The sequence below is a fragment of the Prescottella agglutinans genome (assembly GCF_004011865.1).
In the GTDB taxonomy this organism is placed as follows: domain Bacteria; phylum Actinomycetota; class Actinomycetes; order Mycobacteriales; family Mycobacteriaceae; genus Prescottella; species Prescottella agglutinans.
This window is the reverse complement of sequence record NZ_RKLP01000006.1, coordinates 47,095-64,779: the sequence shown is the minus strand read 5'-3', so window position 1 is coordinate 64,779 and position 17,685 is coordinate 47,095. Positions and strand designations below refer to the sequence as shown.

Below are 17,685 nucleotides of genomic sequence, written 5' to 3'. Positions count from 1 at the left end.
CCACGTCGATCCCGTCACTTGTCTCCGGACGGATCCATCCAGATCACGGCGGCCAACCGGCCGGTGGGGGCTCCTCGACGGTGACTGAACAGCGTCGGGTCCTCGATCGTGCACCGCGGATCCTCCGCCACGCCGGAGATCCCCGCCGCGAGCAACTGCCGGCGCAGTCCCGCGCGCAGATCGAGACCGGGTGTGCCCTTGGCGGTGCGCGTGGCGCTGCCGGGCAGGAACTTCTCGACATCGGCCTGCATCGCGGCAGGAACCTCGTACTGCCGGCCGCTGGCGGCCGGGCCGAGGAAGGCGCCGATCCGCTCCGGCCGGGCACCCTGCTCGATCATCGCGCCGATGACCTTGGGCACGATACCGATCCGGGCGCCGATCCGACCGGCGTGCACCGCTGCGATCACGCCCGCCTCGTCGTCGGAGAGCAGGATCGGAACACAGTCCGCGCTCAACGTCACGAGCGCGAGACCGGGTTCCTTGGTGACCAGAGCGTCCGTTGCCGGCACCGGGCCGTCGACCGGACCGTCGACCACCGTCACGTTGCGGCTGTGGATCTGCTCCATCCACACCAGCCGCTCGAACGGCAGACCGATGCCGTCGGCGAGACGGCGACGATTGGTCTCGACGGCCGCCGGATCGTCACCGACATGGTCACCGAGGTTGAACGATTCGTACGGCGCCGCGGACACACCACCCGCACGGGTCGTGACGACCCGCCGGACCCGGACACCCGTCACGGAAACCCCGCTCAACGGCGCATGAAGGAAGGAACGTCGACGTCGTCGTCTTCGCCTTCCTCATTGCTGACCGGCACGACACGGGGAGCGGGGCTCCCCAGCGGCGGCAGGCTCGACCCGGTGGGCGCTCCGACCGGCTCACGAGGAGTCACCGGGGCGGCCGGCTCGGGCTCGGGGGCCGCGGCGGCGGGTGCTGCCGCGGGACGCTCCGACTGCCCGACCTCGCCGGCGCGGCCGGCGCCGATGTTGCCGCGACCGATCGCGGACTGAACCTCGAGCGGGCGCTTGACCGGCGCACCGCCGTCGAAACCGGCCGCGATGACCGTGACCCGGACCTCGTCGCCGAGCGAGTCGTCGATGACGGTTCCGAAGATGATGTTGGCGTCGATGTGCGCGGCCTCCTGGACCAGCGACGCCGCCTCGTTGATCTCGAACAGGCCCAGATCCGAGCCGCCGGCGATCGACAGCAGCACCCCGCGTGCGCCCTCCATCGACGCCTCGAGCAGCGGCGAGTTGATCGCCGTTTCGGCGGCCTTGATCGACCGTCCCTCGCCCCGCGCGGAGCCGATGCCCATGAGGGCGCTGCCCGCCCCGGACATGACGCTCTTGACGTCCGCGAAGTCGACGTTGATCAGACCGGGCGTGGTGATCAGGTCGGTGATGCCCTGGACACCGTTGAGGAGCACCTCGTCGGCGCTGCGGAACGCGTCCATCAGGCTGACCGCCGCGTCGCCGAGCTGGAGCAGCCGGTCGTTGGGGATCACGATCAGGGTGTCGCAGGACTCGCGCAGGGCGGCGATGCCGGACTCGGCCTGCGTGCCGCGACGCTTGCCCTCGAAGGAGAACGGGCGGGTGACGACGCCGATGGTGAGGGCGCCGAGCTTGCGGGCGATGCTCGCGACGACGGGCGCACCTCCGGTACCGGTGCCGCCGCCCTCGCCGGCGGTGACGAAGACCATGTCGGCGCCCTTGAGGACCTCTTCGATCTCGTCCTTGTGGTCCTCGGCAGCCTTGCGCCCCACCTCGGGGTCGGCGCCGGCACCGAGGCCGCGGGTCAGTTCGCGTCCGACGTCGAGCTTGACGTCGGCGTCGGACATCAGCAGGGCCTGCGCATCGGTGTTGACCGCGATGAACTCGACTCCCTTGAGTCCCTGCTCGATCATGCGGTTGACCGCGTTGACGCCGCCGCCGCCGATACCGACGACCTTGATGACGGCGAGGTAGTTGTGCGGGGGCGTCATGGGCTCTCGCCTTCCGTGAGTGGGTTTCGCGCTCGTTCTGGGATTCAGTGTCGGAAAACCCTCAACCTCAACCACAGGGTTAAAGTTATGTCAAGTAGTCCAGTGGTGCGAAACGCTATGCAGTGCCGGAGCGTTCCGCCAGCAGGCGCGCCGACACGCGCCAAGTTTTTGCGGGGCGGGAAGCCCCCGAACCGGTATCGGTGCGAGCATCCGCGTCACCCGTCACTTTACTGTGGGCAACTCGGGACTCGACACGTCGAAGATCCGGCCGGGCTGTGTCAGTAGCACGGAGACGACCGCCGACTTCCTCTCGGAACCGTCGACGCCGCCCCACACCACGACACGGCCGTCCACCAGCGTAGCCGAAACACTCGAAATCGTCGGCGCCGCAACCTCGGACACCTGCACTCGAATCGACTCCGGAAGCGCCTCGAGCACCTGCAACGCCGCCTGCGTCGCGTGATCGTCGTGGCCCGGGTTGGGAGTGACCAGCCTCGGCACCCCGAACGGAGGCGGCGCGATCGCATAGTCGACACCGGTGGCGTCCATCAGATGCTGCCCGTCCGGGGAATCGAAGAACACCACCGGAATCCGCTCGGTGACCGTGAGCTTCACGGTCGACGGATACTCCCGCTGCACGCGGGCTTCGGCCACCCGCGGGATCTGGGCGACCCGACGCGCGGCCTCCCCCGTGTCGACCCGCAGCAAGGGCGTCCCCTCCGCGACGGCGAGGGCGCTCAGCGCCTCCTCCTCGGTGACCACCCCGTCCCCCACGAACGCGATCTGCCGGACCGACATCAGCGGACTGAACCACAGTGTCGCGAACAGCGCGGCGAGGACGGTCACACACGCGGCGGCGATCAGGAAAACCTTGCGACGCAACGACCGGGCCCGCTCGCGATCGGCCGAACCGCGACCGGGGCGGCCGTCGCCGCCCGGCCGATCCGGGGCGGCACCGCGCTCGCGGGTGTTCGCCCGGGTGCCGGCCCGCCGCTCGCGGCGGGCGTCCGGACGTCCACCACGCGACCGACCCCGACCGTCGACCGTCACTGCGACCCCGGACCGGATCCCGCTGCGCCTGAACGGCGGACGTGATTGGGTCGCGTGCGCAACGCATCGAGGATCTGCCCGCCCAGCATCGTCACGTCACCGGCCCCCATCGTGATCACCACGTCACCGGGCTCGGCGATGGCCGCGACCTGACGCGGCACCTGGGACCGATCGGGCTGATAGTGAACGGGTTTCGTCATACCCTGCGCGACCAGCGCGCCGCTGACACCCGGGATCGGCTCCTCGCGGGCGCCGTACACGTCCAGCACGACCACCTCGTCCGCGAGATCGAGCGCCTCGCCGAACTCCCGCGCGAACGTCACCGTCCGCGAGTAGAGGTGCGGCTGGAAGACCACCACGACACGGCCCCGCTGCGGGTCCTCGGCGACGAGCTCACGCGCGGCACCCAACACCGCCCGAACCTCCGTCGGATGGTGGGCGTAGTCGTCGAACACCCGCACACCCCGCTCCCGGCCCGTGAGCTGGAACCGCCGATGGACGCCTCCGAACCCCGCCAGTCCCTCGAGCAGCTCGTCGACCTGGGCGCCGGAATCCAGCGCGGCCAGCAGCGCGGCGAGGGCGTTGAGCGCCATGTGCTTTCCCGGCACACCCAGCCGGAGCGTCCGCGGCTCGGTCTCGCCGGCGAGCCGGATCACGGCCACTCCCCCGACGTCCCGCGCCGTCCACGACACCAGTTCGGCACCGACCGAAACGCCCTGCGCCGCCGCGACGGCCTCGGCGGTTCCGTAGCCGAGCACCCGGACGTCGCCCCCGGACTCGACCGTCCGACGCGCCAGCGCCGCCGACCCCGGGTCGTCGAGGCACGCCACGAGGAGCCCGCCGGGCGCGATGCGCCCCACGAAGTCGTCGAACACCTGGACGTAGGCCTCGCTGCTGCCGAAGAAGTCGAGATGGTCCGCCTCGATGTTGGTGACCACCACGACGTCCGGGTCGTACTGGAGCAGCGATCCGTCGCTCTCGTCGGCCTCCGCGACGAAGACCTCGCCGGAGCCGTGGTGGGCGTTGGTTCCCGCCTCGTTCAGCTCGCCGCCGACCGCGAAGGACGGATCGAACCCGCAGTGCTGCAACGTAACCACGAGCATCGACGTCGTCGAGGTCTTACCGTGCGTGCCCGACACCAGCAGCGTCCGGTGCCCGCGCATCAGCGACGCCAGGACGGCGGGACGCAGGATCACCGGCACGCCGCGGCGGCGCGCCTCGACCAGTTCGGGATTGTCCTTCGGGATCGCGGCGTGCGTCGTCACCACCGCCGTCGGGCCGCCCGGCAGCAGGTCGAGCGCGCTCGCGTCGTGCCCGATCCGGACGACCGCGCCGCGGGCCCGCAGCGCGAGGACACCCCGGCTCTCCTTCGCGTCCGACCCGGACACCTGCCCGCCGCGCGCCAGGAGGATCCGCGCGATGCCGGACATGCCGGCACCGCCGATGCCGACCATGTGCACCCGCTCGAGACCTGCGGGCAACTGCTCGCTCATCGATTTCCCCTTGCTACGTCGACAACGATCTGCGCGACCGCGGCGGCCGCGCTGCGGTGGCCCGCACCGGCAGCACCACGGCCCATCTCGTCGAGCCGCGCGCGATCACCGAGCAGCGGAACGACCGTGTCGGACACGTACTGCGGCGTCAGGTCCGCGTCGGCGACGATCATCCCACCGCCCGCGGCCACGACCGGCCGCGCATTCAGTTCCTGTTCGCCGTTTCCATGTGGCAACGGCACGTAGATCGCGGGCAGCCCGACCGCCGACACCTCGGCGACCGTCATCGCGCCGGATCGGCAGATCACCGCGTCGGCGGCCGAGTAGGCGAGGTCCATCCGGTTCAGGTACGGCACAGCGACGTACGGCGCGGCCGGGTCGGATGCGACGTCCACCGAGTTCTTGGGGCCGTACGCGTGGAGGACGGAGATCCCCGCGGCGGCCAACTGCGGTGCCGCCCCCACGACCGCCTCGTTCAGCGAGCGGGCGCCCTGCGACCCTCCGAAGACCAGCAGCACGGGCCCCTCGGCGGGCAACCCGAAGTGCTCGCGGGCCTTCGCCCGCAGCGCCGCCCGGTCGAGACCGGTGATCGACGACCGCACCGGGATACCGACGATCTCCGCGTCGTCGCGGCCACGGGCGGCGACGCCCGACCCCGCGACCGCGGCCAGCACCCGCCGGGCGCGCCGGGCACCGAGTTTGTTGGCGATGCCGGCGCTGGCGTTCGCCTCGTGGATGACGATCGGGATCTTCCGGCGTCGCCCGAACAGTCCCGAACCCGCCGCCAGATAGGCCGGCAGCGCCACGTAGCCGCCGAAGCCGACGATCACGTCCGCATTCGTCCGATCGAGAACCTCACGGGTGGCGGCGACCGAGCGACGGATCCGCCCGGGCAACCGCAGCAGATCCATCGTCGGCTTGCGCGGCAGCGGCACCGGCGGAATCAGCTCGAGCGGGTAGCCGCGCTCCGGTACCAGCGTCGTCTCGAGGCCGCGCTCGGTTCCGAGTGCCGTCACCACGGCCGCCGGATCGAGGACACGGACCGCATCCGCCACCGCCATCGCGGGCTCGATGTGGCCTGCGGTGCCACCACCGGCCACCACCACCGACAGTGCGGCATTCTCGCGGTTGTCGCCGTTCACCTGCGCATTCCTCGCTCTCCCGGACGGCCGTCGCGCGATCGCGCCGCCCGTCCACGTTCCGAAACCGGGTCGTATCCCGGGTGTCCTCGATTCTCGTCCACCCGTCGGCCACCGTCCGACTGCCGTCGGCCGGGTGGGTCGTGGCGCACGGACCGAGGTTGCGGCCGCGGTGCCCGTTCGGCACGCGCCGGCTGCAGCTTCTTGCTCTCCGACCGGCGCACGACGGCCGCGCCCCGCTTCCGCGGCGGGATGTACGGGGCCGGCTTCGGCAGCCGCAGCATCCGCGACACGCGTCCGTCCTGGCCGCTGTGCAGCGCCGCGACCGCCTCCGGTTCGTGCCGGGCCGCGTTCGCGACGAGGCCGAACATGAGCAGTGTCGTGGCGGTCGAGGTGCCGCCCGCCGAGACGAGCGGCAGCTGGAGGCCGGTCACCGGCAGGACGCCGACGACGTAGCCGATGTTGATGAAGGCCTGACCGGTGATCCAGGCCGTCGCGGTCGCGGCGAGCAACTGCAGGAACGGATCCGCCGATCGCCGCGCGATCCGCAGCCCGGTGTACACGAACAGGCCGAACAGGCCGATCACCGCGCCCGCGCCGATGAAACCGAGTTCCTCGCCGATGATCGCGAAGATGAAGTCGTTGTGGGCGTTGGGCAGATAACTCCACTTGGCGCGACTCTGCCCCAGCCCCTCGCCGAAGAGCCCGCCGTCGGCGAGCGCGTACTTGGCCTGCCGCGCCTGGTAGCCGATGCCCTGCGGGTCGTCGCCCGGATTGAAGAAGGCCTGGATGCGCGCGGACCGGTAGCCCGCCGTGAGCCCGAGGGTGACCGCCCCGACCACGCCGGCACCGAGCACGCCCAGGAAGATCCTCAGCGGCAGGCCGGCGAACCACAGCAGCGCCAGCAGGATGATCGCCAGCGAGATCGTGGTGCCCAGGTCCGGCTGCAGCACGATCAGCACGAACACCAGCATCGCCGCCGGCACCAGCGGGATCAGCATCTCCTTGAGCGACGGATTGTCGCGGCGCCGCGTCGCGAGGAGGTGCGCGCCCCACACCGCGAACGCGATCTTCGCGAGTTCGGACGGCTGCAGCGAGATCGGACCGATCACGAACCAGCCCCGGGTGCCCTGCGACTTCGTGCCGATACCGGGGATGAGCACCAGCACCAGCATCACGATCGTGGCGCCGAACGCGGGCAGCGACCACTTGCGCAGCGCCCGGACCGGGATCAGCAACGCGATGTAGAAGATGACGAAACCGAGCGTCGCGAAGATCAACTGGGAGACGAACTTCCCGTACGCCGAACCGTCCTGCGCGACGGACTCCACGCTCGACGACGACAGCACCATCACCAGGCCCAGCACCGTCAGCAGGATCGCGATGGTGACGACCAGATGGAACGACGTCAGCGGACGCGCCAGCCAGGCACCGATCCGGGTCCGCGGCCCGCGGTCGGCCTTGTCGCTGCGGCGCTCGGAGTCGTCTCTCATCGGCGGGTTCCGGACTCCCCCGGCGGCGTCTGCTCGTCCGACACCGCCGCGGCGGCCGCGGCGAAACTGCGCCCGCGGTGACCGTACGAGTCGAACATGTCGAGCGACGCGGCCGCCGGCGCGAGCAGGACCACGTCGCCCGGCGCCGCCAGTTCCGCGGCGGCACGCACGGCCTCCGCCATCACCGTGTCGGCGTCGGCTCCCGGAAGGTCGAGCCGCACCGAGTCGGGGTTCGCAGCACCCATGGAGTCATCGTCTCCCGACCGGACGTGCACCACCGGGACATCGGGGGCGTGTCGCGCGAGCGCCTCCGCGATCTGCGCCGCGTCGCGCCCGATCAGGACGGCGCCGGCCAGTCGGTCGGCGATCTCCTCGACCAGGTCGTCGATGCGCGCGCCCTTGAGCAGGCCGCCCGCGATCCACACGACGGACTCGTGCGCGATGATCGACGAGCGCGCCGCGTGCGGGTTGGTGGCCTTCGAGTCGTCGACGAAGGCGACCTCGCCGACGGTGCGCACGAGCTGGGCACGGTGCGGGCCCACCCGGTGCGCACGCAGGCCCGCCTCCACCGCCGCCGGGGAGACGCCGATCGCGCGGGCCAGCGCGGCCGCCGCGAGCGCGTCGCACAGCCCGGCCGGCCCGGGCGGGCTGATCTCGTCGGCCGCCACCAGCGGGACGGAGTCCGCGAACGCCCGATCGACGAGCATGCCGCCGCGCACACCCAACTCCCCGGTGTCCGGGGCGCCGAGCCGGAAGCCGACCGTGTGCCCGTCCCGCGGACGCGACGCGAGCCCCGCGGCGATCTCGTCGTCGAGGCCGACGACCGCGACGTCGCCCGTCAACGCCTGCGCCTTGGCATCGATGTATCCCGGCATGCCGCCGTGCCAGTCCAGATGGTCCTCGGCGATGTTCAGCACCACACCGGCGTCGGGACGCACCGACGGCGCCCAGTGCAGCTGGAACGACGACAACTCGACCGCGAGCACGTCCGCGCGGGGCTCCTGCGCCCGCAGCGCGTCGAGCACCGGGAGCCCGATGTTCCCGCACGCCGCCGACGGCAACCCGGCCGCCTCGAGGATCGAGTGCAGCATCGACGTCGTGGTGGTCTTGCCGTTGGTGCCGGTCACGACCAGCCAGCGCCGCGGCGGTCCGTACATCCGGGCCCGGTCGACCCGCCAGGAGAACTCGATGTCACCCCACACGGGGACGCCCGCGTCCGCGGCGGCCGCCAGGACCGGCGCGTCGGGCCGGAAGCCGGGACTCGTGACGACCAGCGCGAAGCCGGCCACCCGCTGCGGCTCGGCCACCAGGTCGTCGATCCGCACCGTCTCGGCGCCCATCTCGGCGCACCGCGCGAGGGCATCGGCGTTGGTATCGGTGACCGTCACCTTGGCCCCGAGATCGAGCAGTGGCGCGATGACCGCCCGGCCTGAGATCCCGGCACCGGCCACCAGGACGTCCGCGTCCCGCAGCCGGCCCAGGCCCGCCTCGTCGAGGTACGTCTGCTCGAACTGCATGCGTCAGTCCCCGATCGCCGCGAGGTACTCGCTGTAGAACAGGGCCAGACCGATCGCCGACGCGATGGCCGCCAGCAACCAGAATCTGATGATCACCTGGGTCTCGGCCCAGCCGCCCAGTTCGAAGTGGTGATGGAACGGGGCCATCCGGAACACGCGGCGCCGGCTCGACCGGAACACCGCCACCTGGATCACCACCGACGCGGCCTCCGCGACGAACAGCGCGCCGATGACGACCATCAGCAGCTCGGTGCGGGTGGTGATGGACAGACCCGCGAGCATGCCGCCGAGGGCCAGCGAGCCGGTGTCGCCCATGAAGATCTTCGCGGGAGCCGCGTTCCACCACAGGAAGCCGATGCAGGCCGCGGCGCCGGCCGCGCACAGCAGCGCCAGATCCAGCGGGTCGCGGACGTCGTAGCAGCCCTTGGCCGGGCCGAGGCTGCCCGGACCCGTGCTGCACGCGTTGCGGTACTGCCAGAACGTGATGATCACGTACGCGCCGAGCACCAGGCTCATCGAGCCCGCGGCCAGGCCGTCGAGCCCGTCGGTGAGGTTCACCGCGTTCGACCACGCGGACACCAGCAGGTAGCAGAACAGGATGAACACGATCGAGCCCATGCTGACGGTCGCGATGTCGCGCACGTACGACAGGTGCACGCTGCCCGGCGTCAGCCCGTTGCCGCCCCGGAACTGCAGCGCCAGGATGCCGAACGCGACCGCCGCCACCAACTGGCCGACCAGCTTGGCCGTCTTGTTCAGGCCGAGGTTGCGCTGCTTGCGGATCTTGATGAAGTCGTCGAGGAAGCCGACGCCGCCGAGCGCGGTGGTCAGACCGAGGACCAGCAGACCCGACGCGGTCGGGCCCTCCGCGTCGTAGCCGATGCCGATAAGATGCGAGCCCCAGTAGCCGGCCCAGATTCCCGCGAGGATCGCGACGCCGCCCATCGTGGGGGTGCCGCGCTTGGCCTGATGGCTCGCCGGGCCCTCGGTGCGGATCTCCTGGCCGAAGCCCTGCCGCGAGAAGACCTTGATCAGCACGGGCGTCAAGAGGATCGAGACGGCGAGCGCGATGCCCGCGGCGAAGAGAATCTGCCTCACTGCGACGCCTCCGAATCCGTCACCGGCGCGGCGAGCACAGCGTCCGCGACCTCCCACAAGCCGATCGACTGCGAGGCCTTCACCAGCACGAGATCACCGGCCTGCAACTCCCGCTCCAGCAGAGCGATCGCGCTCGCGCTGTCGGGAACGTGGACCGCCTCGTCACCCCACGAACCTTCCATCACCGCTCCCTGGTACATCGCCCGCACAGGACGGCCCGGACCCACGAGGATCAGCTTGGTCACGTCCAGGCGCACCGAGAACCGTCCGATCGCGTCGTGTTCGACGACTGATTCTGGCCCGAGTTCCGCCATTTCGCCGAGGACCGCCCACGTCCGGCGTGCCGGGCCGCGCCCGGACTTCGCCATCGACACCAACGCCTTGATCGCAGCGCGCATCGAGTCGGGGTTGGCGTTGTACGAATCGTTGACGACGGTGACGCCGTCGGCGCGGTCCCGGACCTCCATCCGGCGCGCGGACACCGGCGCGGCCCCACCCAGGGCGGCGGCGATCTGGTCGAGCGTCGCGCCGCACTCGAGCGCGACCGCGGCGGCGGCGAGCGCGTTGCCGATGTGGTGCTCGCCGTGCACCGCGAGGGTGATGGGGACGCTGCCAGCCGAGCAGGTCAGCGTGAAGGCGGCCCGGGCCTGGTCGTCGAGGCGGACGTCGGTCGCGCGGACGTCGGCGTTGCCGGACAGCCCGACCAGCACGACACGGGCCTTGGTGCGCTTGGCCATCGCGGCGACCAGCGGGTCGTCGGCGTTGAGCACGGCGACGCCCCCCTCGGCGGCCGACGGCAGCGACGCCGGCAGCTCACCCTTGGTCTCGGCGATCGCCTCACGCGACCCGAACTCACCGAGGTGCGCGGTGCCGACGTTGAGCACCACACCGATGCGCGGCGGCGCGGTCTTCGCGAGGGCCGCGATGTGCCCGCGACCGCGGGCCGACATCTCCAACACCAGGAACCGGGTGTCGGCGTCGGCCCGCAACGCCGTCCACGGATGGCCGAGCTCGTTGTTGAAGGAGCCGGGCGGGGCGACGACGGCACCGAGCGGAGCCAGCACGGCCGCGAGCAGGTCCTTCGTCGACGTCTTGCCCGACGAGCCCGTGACGCCCACGACGGTCAGCCCCGACTCGGCCGTGAGCCGGTCGACGCTCGCACGGGCCAGCTTGGCGAGCGCCTCGAGCACCGCGGCACCGGAGCCGTCGCGGTCGTGCTCGAGGGCCAACGCCGCGCTGCCCGACGGGCCGAGCGGTTCGACCACGATCGCCGGGACACCGACGGGCCGGGCCGCCAGCACCGCGACCGCACCGGCCGCGACCGCACCGGCGGCATGGTCGTGCCCGTCCACCCGCGCGCCCGGCAACGCCAGGAACAGGCCACCCGGGGTGACCTTGCGGGAATCGAACTCCACCGTTCCCGAGACGGTGGCCGACGGATCGTCGACGTCGTGAAGCGTCCCGCCGACCGCCTGTGCGATCTGGGCGAGCGTCATCGGGATCATGCGTTTCCTCCGTGTGCGGGGCCTTCTCCGGAAGCGATCCGATCGATCGCCTCTCCCAGGACCTCGCGGTCGTCGAATGGGTACTTCACCCCGTGGATCTCCTGACCGGTCTCGTGGCCCTTGCCGGCCACCAGGACCACGTCGCCCCGGCGCGCCCACCGGACCGCCGCGGCGATCGCCTCGCCGCGGTCGCCGATCTCGCGGACCTCGCCGCGCTCGGTCGCCGGGACGGCCAGCGCGCCCTGGACCAGCGCGGCCCGGATCGCGTCCGGGTTCTCGGTGCGCGGATTGTCGTCGGTGATCACCAGCAGGTCCGCGCCGCGGGCACCGGCCTCCCCCATCAGCGCGCGCTTGCCGCTGTCGCGGTCCCCGCCGGCCCCGACGACGACCGCGATCCGGCCCTCGGCCTGGCCGCGCAGGGTCGCGATGACCGCCTCGAGCGCCGCCGGCTTGTGCGCATAGTCGACGACGGCCATGAAGTCCTGCCCGCGCTCGACGCGCTGCACCCGCCCGGGCACGTCCACCTCGCCGATACCGGCGAGCGCCGCATCCACATCGGCGCCGGCGGCCGCGCACACCGCCACCGCGAGGGCCGCGTTGGCAACGTTGTAGTGGCCCGGCAGGCGCAGCGACACCTCGTGCGCGGCACCGTCCGGCCCCGTGAGGGTGAAGATCTGGTTGCCCGACGGGACGGCGTGCGCCGAGCCCGCGGTCCAGTCGCCTGCGGCGCGGGTCGACACCGTCGCGACCGCGTCGGACCGGTCCGGGTGGGCGCGGCGTGCGATGTCGGCCATGCGGACACCCCACTCGTCGTCGACGCAGACCACCGCGCGCTCGGCGCGCACCGTCGAGTCGGCCGCGAACAACCGACTCTTGGCGCCGAAGTAGTCGTCGAAGTCCTTGTGGAAGTCGAGGTGGTCCTGGGACAGGTTCGTGAACGCACCGATCGAGAAGCGGACTCCGTCCACCCGCCCCAGCGCCAACGCGTGACTCGACACCTCCATCACCACGGTGTCGATGCCCCGCTCGAGCATCGCCGCGAACAGCGCGTGCAGTTGCGGCGCCTCCGGGGTGGTGAGGGCGCTCGGGACGCGGTGCCCCTCGACACGGGTCTCGATGGTGCCGACCAGGCCGATGCTGCGTCCGGCGGCGGCGAGCCCCGCCTCGATCAGATACGACGTCGTCGTCTTGCCGGACGTGCCGGTGATGCCGATCACCTGCATCCGCTCGGACGCGCGGCCGTAGATGGTGGCCGAGACCTCCCCGAGCGCGCCGCGAGGATCCGGATGCACCACGACCGGGAACGGTGCGACCGCTTCGGCGGAGCCGAGGCGCGCGGTGACCGATGCGAGCCCGGCGTCGTCGGTGAACACCGCCGCCGCACCCGCGTCGAGCGCGGTCGAGACGAACTCCGCACCGTGCGTGTGCGCCCCGGGCAGCGCCGCGAACAGGTCGCCCGGCCGGACCGCCTGCGCGCGCAGTTCGACACCGGTGACGGTCGCCGGTTCACGTCCACCCACCGGCTCCGACGGCACCCATTCGATCCGGGCACCGATCGTCGCCGCCAACTCCGTGAGGTCGGTCAGCGGCGGATTCGTGGGGCGAAGACCGCTTCCCGGCGCCGTGTCCGGCGTGGAAGGCTGCGGACTCGGAAGCACAGGCGATGGGTCCTCTCGGGTCGGTCGGTACTTACGGGACTGCGGTTCGGTGGTCTGTGGTTGTCGCGCGATCCTCGCCGATACGTTCGACACAGATCGACGTGTCAGATTACCGGCGGTGACGCCCGACGGACGAGCCAGCACGTCAGGCCCGCCCGCTCACGTGGGAATCGTCACCCCGGCAGGTGGTCAGTCGGCCTGCAGCACCAGCCGCCGACCCGGGTCCGGTGACAACGGCACGCTCTCACGCTGCAGCAGCCACGACGCGATGTTGTGGAACAGCGGTGCGGCCGACTGGCCGCCGCCGCCGTCGACACCACGCACCGGCGCGTCGAGCATGATGCCGATGACGTAGCGCGGATCGTCGGCCGGAGCGATGCCGGCGAACGTGATCCAATAGTTCGAGTTCGAGTAGCACTTGCACACCGGATCGACCTGCTGCGCGGTGCCGGTCTTGCCGGTGATCTGGTAGCCCTCTACCGCGGCCTGCGGCCCGGTGCCCTGCTGGTAGCCCATCGGATCCTTCTGGGTGACCGATCGGAACATGTCGCGCACGGTGCGGGCGGTCTCCTTGCTGACCACGTGGACCGGTTCGGGCCGCTCGGTCTCGGTCCGCGTGCCGTCCGGCGCGACGGTCGACTTGACGATCCGCGGCGCGATGCGCTCGCCGTCGTTGGCCATCGCCTGGTACATGCCGGTCATCTGCAGCAGCGTCATCGACAGGCCCTGACCGATCGGCAGGTTGGCGAACGTACCGCCGGACCAGTCCTCCAGTTCGGGGACGCTGCCGGCGCTCTCACCGGGCAGGCCGACGCCGGTCGCCTGGCCGAGCCCGAACCGGTGCAGCATGTCGGCGTAGCGTTCCTCGCCGACCCGATCGGCGAGCATCAGGGTCCCGACGTTGGACGACTTCCCGAACACGCCCGTCGAGGTGTACGGCGCGACGCCGTGCGCCCACGCGTCCTTCACCGAGACGCCGGCCATCTGGATCGACCCCGGTACCTGCAGCACCTCGTCCGGCGTGGTCAGCCCGTACTCGATCGCGGCGGCCGCGGTGACGATCTTGTTGACCGAGCCCGGCTCGAACGGCGAACTCACCGGAAGGTTGCCCATCTGCGCGGTCGGCGGATTGTTGCCGACCCCGATCGCCGGGTTGAACGTGCCGTCGTTGGTCATCGCGAGCACTTCGGAGTTCTTCGCGTCGAGCACCACGACCGAGGCGTTCTTCGCACCGGACAGGTCCTTCGCCTGCTGGGCCTGCTGCTGCACGTAGTACTGCAGATCCGAGTCGATCGTCAGTTCCACCGTGGAACCGTCCACCGCCGGTTGCAGGTCGCGCCGGCTGCCGGGGATCACCGCACCGTCCGAACCGCGGTCGTGTGTCTCCTTGCCGTCCTTACCCGCGAGGGTCGAGTCCATCGAGTCCTCGAGTCCGAGCAGACCGTGGCCGTCCCATCCGGTCGCGCCGACGATGTTCGCGGCGAGGGAACCACCGGGGTACTCGCGGATGTCCTGTCGCTCGAGCCCGACCTCCGGGAACTCGTCCGCGATGTCGGCGGCCACCGCCGGGTCGACGCTGCGCGCCAGGTAGACGAACGTCTCGTCGCTCTCCAGCTTCTTCAGCAGATCGCTCTCGGACACCGTGTCGCCGAGCCGCTCGTGGATACCCTGCGCGATCTCCTTCAGCCGGGTCTCCGGATCGGGAGCGGTCTCGTCCTTGGCGCGCAGTTCCTCCATGTTCTTGCGCTCGCGCACCGGCTGGAAGGTGAGCGCCTTCGCATCGAGGGTGTATGCGAGCTTGTTGCCGCTGCGGTCGACGATCGCGCCGCGTACGGCCGGCAGCGTGACCGTCGTGGCCCGCTGGTTGGCCGCCTCCGCCGACAGTCGGGGCGCGTCGACACCCTGCACCCACAACAACTGGAGTGCCACGACGCCGAGCGCGACGAGCATGGTCGCCCGCCCGTACTTGAGCCGGAACCCGAACGAATCGGTGCGCCGCTGGGACGCCTTCCGCCCCCGCGACCTGCGCGGGGGCGGGGACGCCGGGCGGCGCCGGCGTGGGGCCGGAGCGCGTCCACCCGGGGACGTCACTGCCGCGCACCTGCCGGGGGCTGAGTGATGACCGTCACGAGAGTCGATTGTTCACCGCGCGCCTGGACTCGGCCGTCATTGACCGGCGCCGGTGTGGCGGGCGCCGTCGTGGGTGACGGTGTCGACGCGTGGACCTGCGGGGCCGGTGCCGCCGGAGCCGGTGTGGGCGCGGGAGTCCGGTCCAGCGGCGCGACGGGCTTGCCCTCGGCGGGCTTCGGGGTGCCGATCACGTGCACAGTGCCGTCGGTATCGAGGAGCAGGCGGGCGGGATCCTTGGCCGGGATCAGCCCCTGCTCGGCCGCCTTCTCGGCGAGAACCGGTGCGGAGTTGCCGGCGGCGACCTCGCGCTGCAGCGCCGCCGTCTGCTCCCGCAGGCTCTGGTTGTGTGCCCGGGCGTCGGCCAGTTGGTACGAATCCTCTGCCGACCGGGTCGTCAGCAGCAGCGTCGTCGCAAGTCCCATGCACAGCAGGCCGAGGATGGTGGCCACGAACGGGACCCGCGCGACGATCGTGCGCGACGACGAGCCGAGCGAGGACCGATTCGACGCCGGCGACGCGGGTCGGGTGCCTGCGCCGGCGCCGGCGCCGGCACCGGCGGTCACCGTGGCGCGCTGCTGACGACGCTCGTACGCCCGTTGTGCCGCGGTGGACCGTCGGACCCGCGTGGTGGAAGCCACCTGAACAGTCATGCCGTCTCCCTCCTCGCGATTCGCTCCGCCGCGCGCAACCGCACCGGCGCTGCTCTCGGGTTGTCCTCGATCTCCTGCTCGGACGCGCGCTCGGCGCCACGAGTGAGGATCCGGAACTCCGGTCCCATGCCCGGCAACTCCACGGGCAGGCCTTCCGGCGTCTTCGACTTGGACAGCGGGGTCAGCTCCTGCTTGACGACGCGGTCCTCGAGGGACTGGTACGACATGAAGACGACGCGACCGCCGACCGCGAGGGCGTCGAGCGCCGCCGGGACGGCCGCGCGCAGTGAATCGAGCTCGCCGTTGACCTCGACACGCAGCGCCTGGAACGTCCGCTTGGCGGGGTGGCCGCCGGTGCGGCGGGTCGCGGCGGGAATGGCGTCGTAGATGAGCTCGACCAGCGCGGCGCTCGTGGTGAACGGCTGCTTCTGACGGCGCCGCACGATCTCCGACGCGATCCGGCCCGCGAAACGCTCCTCGCCGTAGGTGCTCAGGATGCGTGCGAGCTCACCGTGGCTGTAGGTGTTGAGCACCTCGGCGGCGGTGATGCCCGTCGTCGGATTCATCCGCATGTCCAGCGGCGCGTCGACGGAGTACGCGAATCCACGGTCCGCCTCGTCGAGCTGCATCGACGACACACCGAGATCGAAGAGGATCGCGTGCACGGTGCCGATCGAGTCGAGCCCGGCCTGGTCGAGCGCGTCGACGATCCCGTCGTAGCGCGTGTGCACGAACGTCGTCCGGTCGGCATAGGGAGCCAGCCGCCCGGACGCGATCCGCAGCGCCTCCGGGTCCCGGTCGAGACCGATCAGGTGCAGCCCGGGATAGGTGCGCAGGAAGTACTCGGAGTGTCCGCCCAGACCGAGGGTGGCGTCGATCATCACCGCGCCGTCGCCGCGCGGGTTGTCGGCGGTGATGGCCGGCCCCAGGAGTTCGTCCGCGCGGTGCAGCAGTACCGGGACATGACCGAACTCGTCGGGGACGGACTGGTTGTCGTCCTCGCCGTCGACCATGTTTCCTCCGGCTCCTGCTCGATTGCGGCTGTGCATTGTTCGGGTGTCGGAGGTGCGGGTTTGCGAATCGTCGGCAGCGGGTCTGTCCTGCAACGAAACTCGCGAACGTCACTTCTCCGGGGAGGGCGAATGCCTCGAGGTCCCTGTCCGATCGAGGAACCTGGCGCTGGGGAAGAGCGTCAGGGTCCCGGTGGTGAACCTGGCGCTGGGGAAGTGCGTCAGGGTCACACTCGGGCAGAGGCCTCGCGGCACTCGCCGGCGTCGGTGGGCTAGAAGATCCCCTCGAGCGCCTCGTCTCTGGCTTGTGAGTAGCTTTCTTCGTGCTCCGCGAGGTAGGACTCCCAAGCTCGGGCGTCCCAGATCTCGAGGAAATCGACCGATCCGATTACGACGCACTCCTTGGACAGCCCCGCATAGCGGCGATGGTCCGCGGAGAGCGTGATCCGCCCCTGGGCATCGGGGTGCTGTTCGTCGGTTCCCGACGCCAACCCGCGCACGAACGCACGTGCCTGTGGGTTGCTGCGGGAAGCCGCCGCTGCACGACGCGCGAGTGCGGTGAACTCCTCACGGGGATACACCGCAAGGCTGTGGTCCTGCCCTTTCGTGACCATCAACCCTCCCGCCAACGCGTCCCGGAACTTCGCGGGCAGCGTGAGCCGCCCTTTGTCGTCGAGCTTCGGCGTGTAGGTACCGAGAAACATCTCGACACCTCCCACCGGGGCCCTGTGGCGAACATGTGGGTCGATACCGGTTGGTACCGTCCCGCATTTCTTGCGGGTCGCTCGCACGATCCGCTGCCCGCCACTTTACCCCACTTCCCTCCACTTTCAATCCGATCAGAACCCAGATTTGACAAGTTCCGTCCGATAAGTGCAGCTCACAGCCGCGGGGCGAAGTGGGGGAAGCATCGATGGGTGACGGCGGACACGCGCGTCGCGCGCCCGCCTGGTCCGGTACG

Annotated in this window: 14 protein-coding genes; all 14 read right to left on the bottom strand. The window is 71.0% G+C overall.

From position 1 onward, the window contains the following. Positions 1-14 precede the first annotated feature (14 nt). A complete protein-coding gene (gene pgeF / locus EGT67_RS12605) occupies positions 15-755 on the bottom strand; it encodes a peptidoglycan editing factor PgeF (protein ID WP_241566000.1) in 741 nt (246 codons plus the stop codon). Further along, on the bottom strand, positions 752-1,981 hold the full coding sequence (ftsZ, locus tag EGT67_RS12600) for a cell division protein FtsZ (protein ID WP_127916423.1): 1,230 nt from the start codon (positions 1,979-1,981) through the stop codon (positions 752-754). The genes pgeF and ftsZ overlap by 4 nt, the downstream gene beginning before the upstream one ends. 222 nt (positions 1,982-2,203) lie before the next feature. Further along, on the bottom strand, positions 2,204-3,031 hold the full coding sequence (locus EGT67_RS12595) for a cell division protein FtsQ/DivIB (protein WP_241565999.1): 828 nt from the start codon (positions 3,029-3,031) through the stop codon (positions 2,204-2,206). Continuing rightward, positions 3,028-4,524 (bottom strand): UDP-N-acetylmuramate--L-alanine ligase, encoded by a 1,497-nt coding sequence (gene murC, locus EGT67_RS12590; RefSeq protein ID WP_127916422.1) that lies wholly within the window; start codon positions 4,522-4,524, stop codon positions 3,028-3,030. The genes EGT67_RS12595 and murC overlap by 4 nt, the downstream gene beginning before the upstream one ends. Continuing rightward, the gene (gene murG / locus EGT67_RS12585; RefSeq protein ID WP_127916421.1) at positions 4,521-5,666 is read right to left on the bottom strand and encodes an undecaprenyldiphospho-muramoylpentapeptide beta-N-acetylglucosaminyltransferase; all 1,146 of its coding nucleotides are present in this window, start codon (positions 5,664-5,666) and stop codon (positions 4,521-4,523) included. The genes murC and murG overlap by 4 nt, the downstream gene beginning before the upstream one ends. Then, a complete protein-coding gene (gene ftsW / locus EGT67_RS12580) occupies positions 5,663-7,156 on the bottom strand; it encodes a putative lipid II flippase FtsW (protein ID WP_127916420.1) in 1,494 nt (497 codons plus the stop codon). Before ftsW ends, murG begins: the two co-directional genes overlap by 4 nt. After that, positions 7,153-8,673 (bottom strand): UDP-N-acetylmuramoyl-L-alanine--D-glutamate ligase, encoded by a 1,521-nt coding sequence (murD, locus tag EGT67_RS12575; protein WP_127916419.1) that lies wholly within the window; start codon positions 8,671-8,673, stop codon positions 7,153-7,155. Before murD ends, ftsW begins: the two co-directional genes overlap by 4 nt. Positions 8,674-8,676: 3 nt before the next feature. Continuing rightward, on the bottom strand, positions 8,677-9,771 hold the full coding sequence (mraY, locus tag EGT67_RS12570) for a phospho-N-acetylmuramoyl-pentapeptide-transferase (RefSeq protein WP_127916418.1): 1,095 nt from the start codon (positions 9,769-9,771) through the stop codon (positions 8,677-8,679). Beyond that, on the bottom strand, positions 9,768-11,276 hold the full coding sequence (locus tag EGT67_RS12565; RefSeq protein ID WP_127916417.1) for a UDP-N-acetylmuramoyl-tripeptide--D-alanyl-D-alanine ligase: 1,509 nt from the start codon (positions 11,274-11,276) through the stop codon (positions 9,768-9,770). The genes mraY and EGT67_RS12565 overlap by 4 nt, the downstream gene beginning before the upstream one ends. Next, entirely contained in the window at positions 11,273-12,934 is a 1,662-nt protein-coding gene (locus tag EGT67_RS12560) for a UDP-N-acetylmuramoyl-L-alanyl-D-glutamate--2,6-diaminopimelate ligase (protein ID WP_127916416.1), read from the bottom strand. Before EGT67_RS12560 ends, EGT67_RS12565 begins: the two co-directional genes overlap by 4 nt. 189 nt (positions 12,935-13,123) lie before the next feature. Next, positions 13,124-15,025: a peptidoglycan D,D-transpeptidase FtsI family protein gene (locus tag EGT67_RS12555; RefSeq protein WP_241565998.1), complete on the bottom strand. Its 1,902-nt coding sequence runs from the start codon at positions 15,023-15,025 to the stop codon at positions 13,124-13,126. Then, a complete protein-coding gene (gene ftsL / locus EGT67_RS12550) occupies positions 15,022-15,714 on the bottom strand; it encodes a cell division protein FtsL (RefSeq protein WP_127916415.1) in 693 nt (230 codons plus the stop codon). Before ftsL ends, EGT67_RS12555 begins: the two co-directional genes overlap by 4 nt. Next, complete coding sequence (gene rsmH, locus EGT67_RS12545; RefSeq protein WP_127916414.1) at positions 15,711-16,727, bottom strand: 16S rRNA (cytosine(1402)-N(4))-methyltransferase RsmH; 1,017 nt, start codon at positions 16,725-16,727, stop codon at positions 15,711-15,713. The genes ftsL and rsmH overlap by 4 nt, the downstream gene beginning before the upstream one ends. A 269-nt stretch (positions 16,728-16,996) precedes the next feature. Then, on the bottom strand, positions 16,997-17,428 hold the full coding sequence (gene mraZ / locus EGT67_RS12540) for a division/cell wall cluster transcriptional repressor MraZ (protein WP_127916413.1): 432 nt from the start codon (positions 17,426-17,428) through the stop codon (positions 16,997-16,999). Positions 17,429-17,685 lie beyond the last annotated feature (257 nt).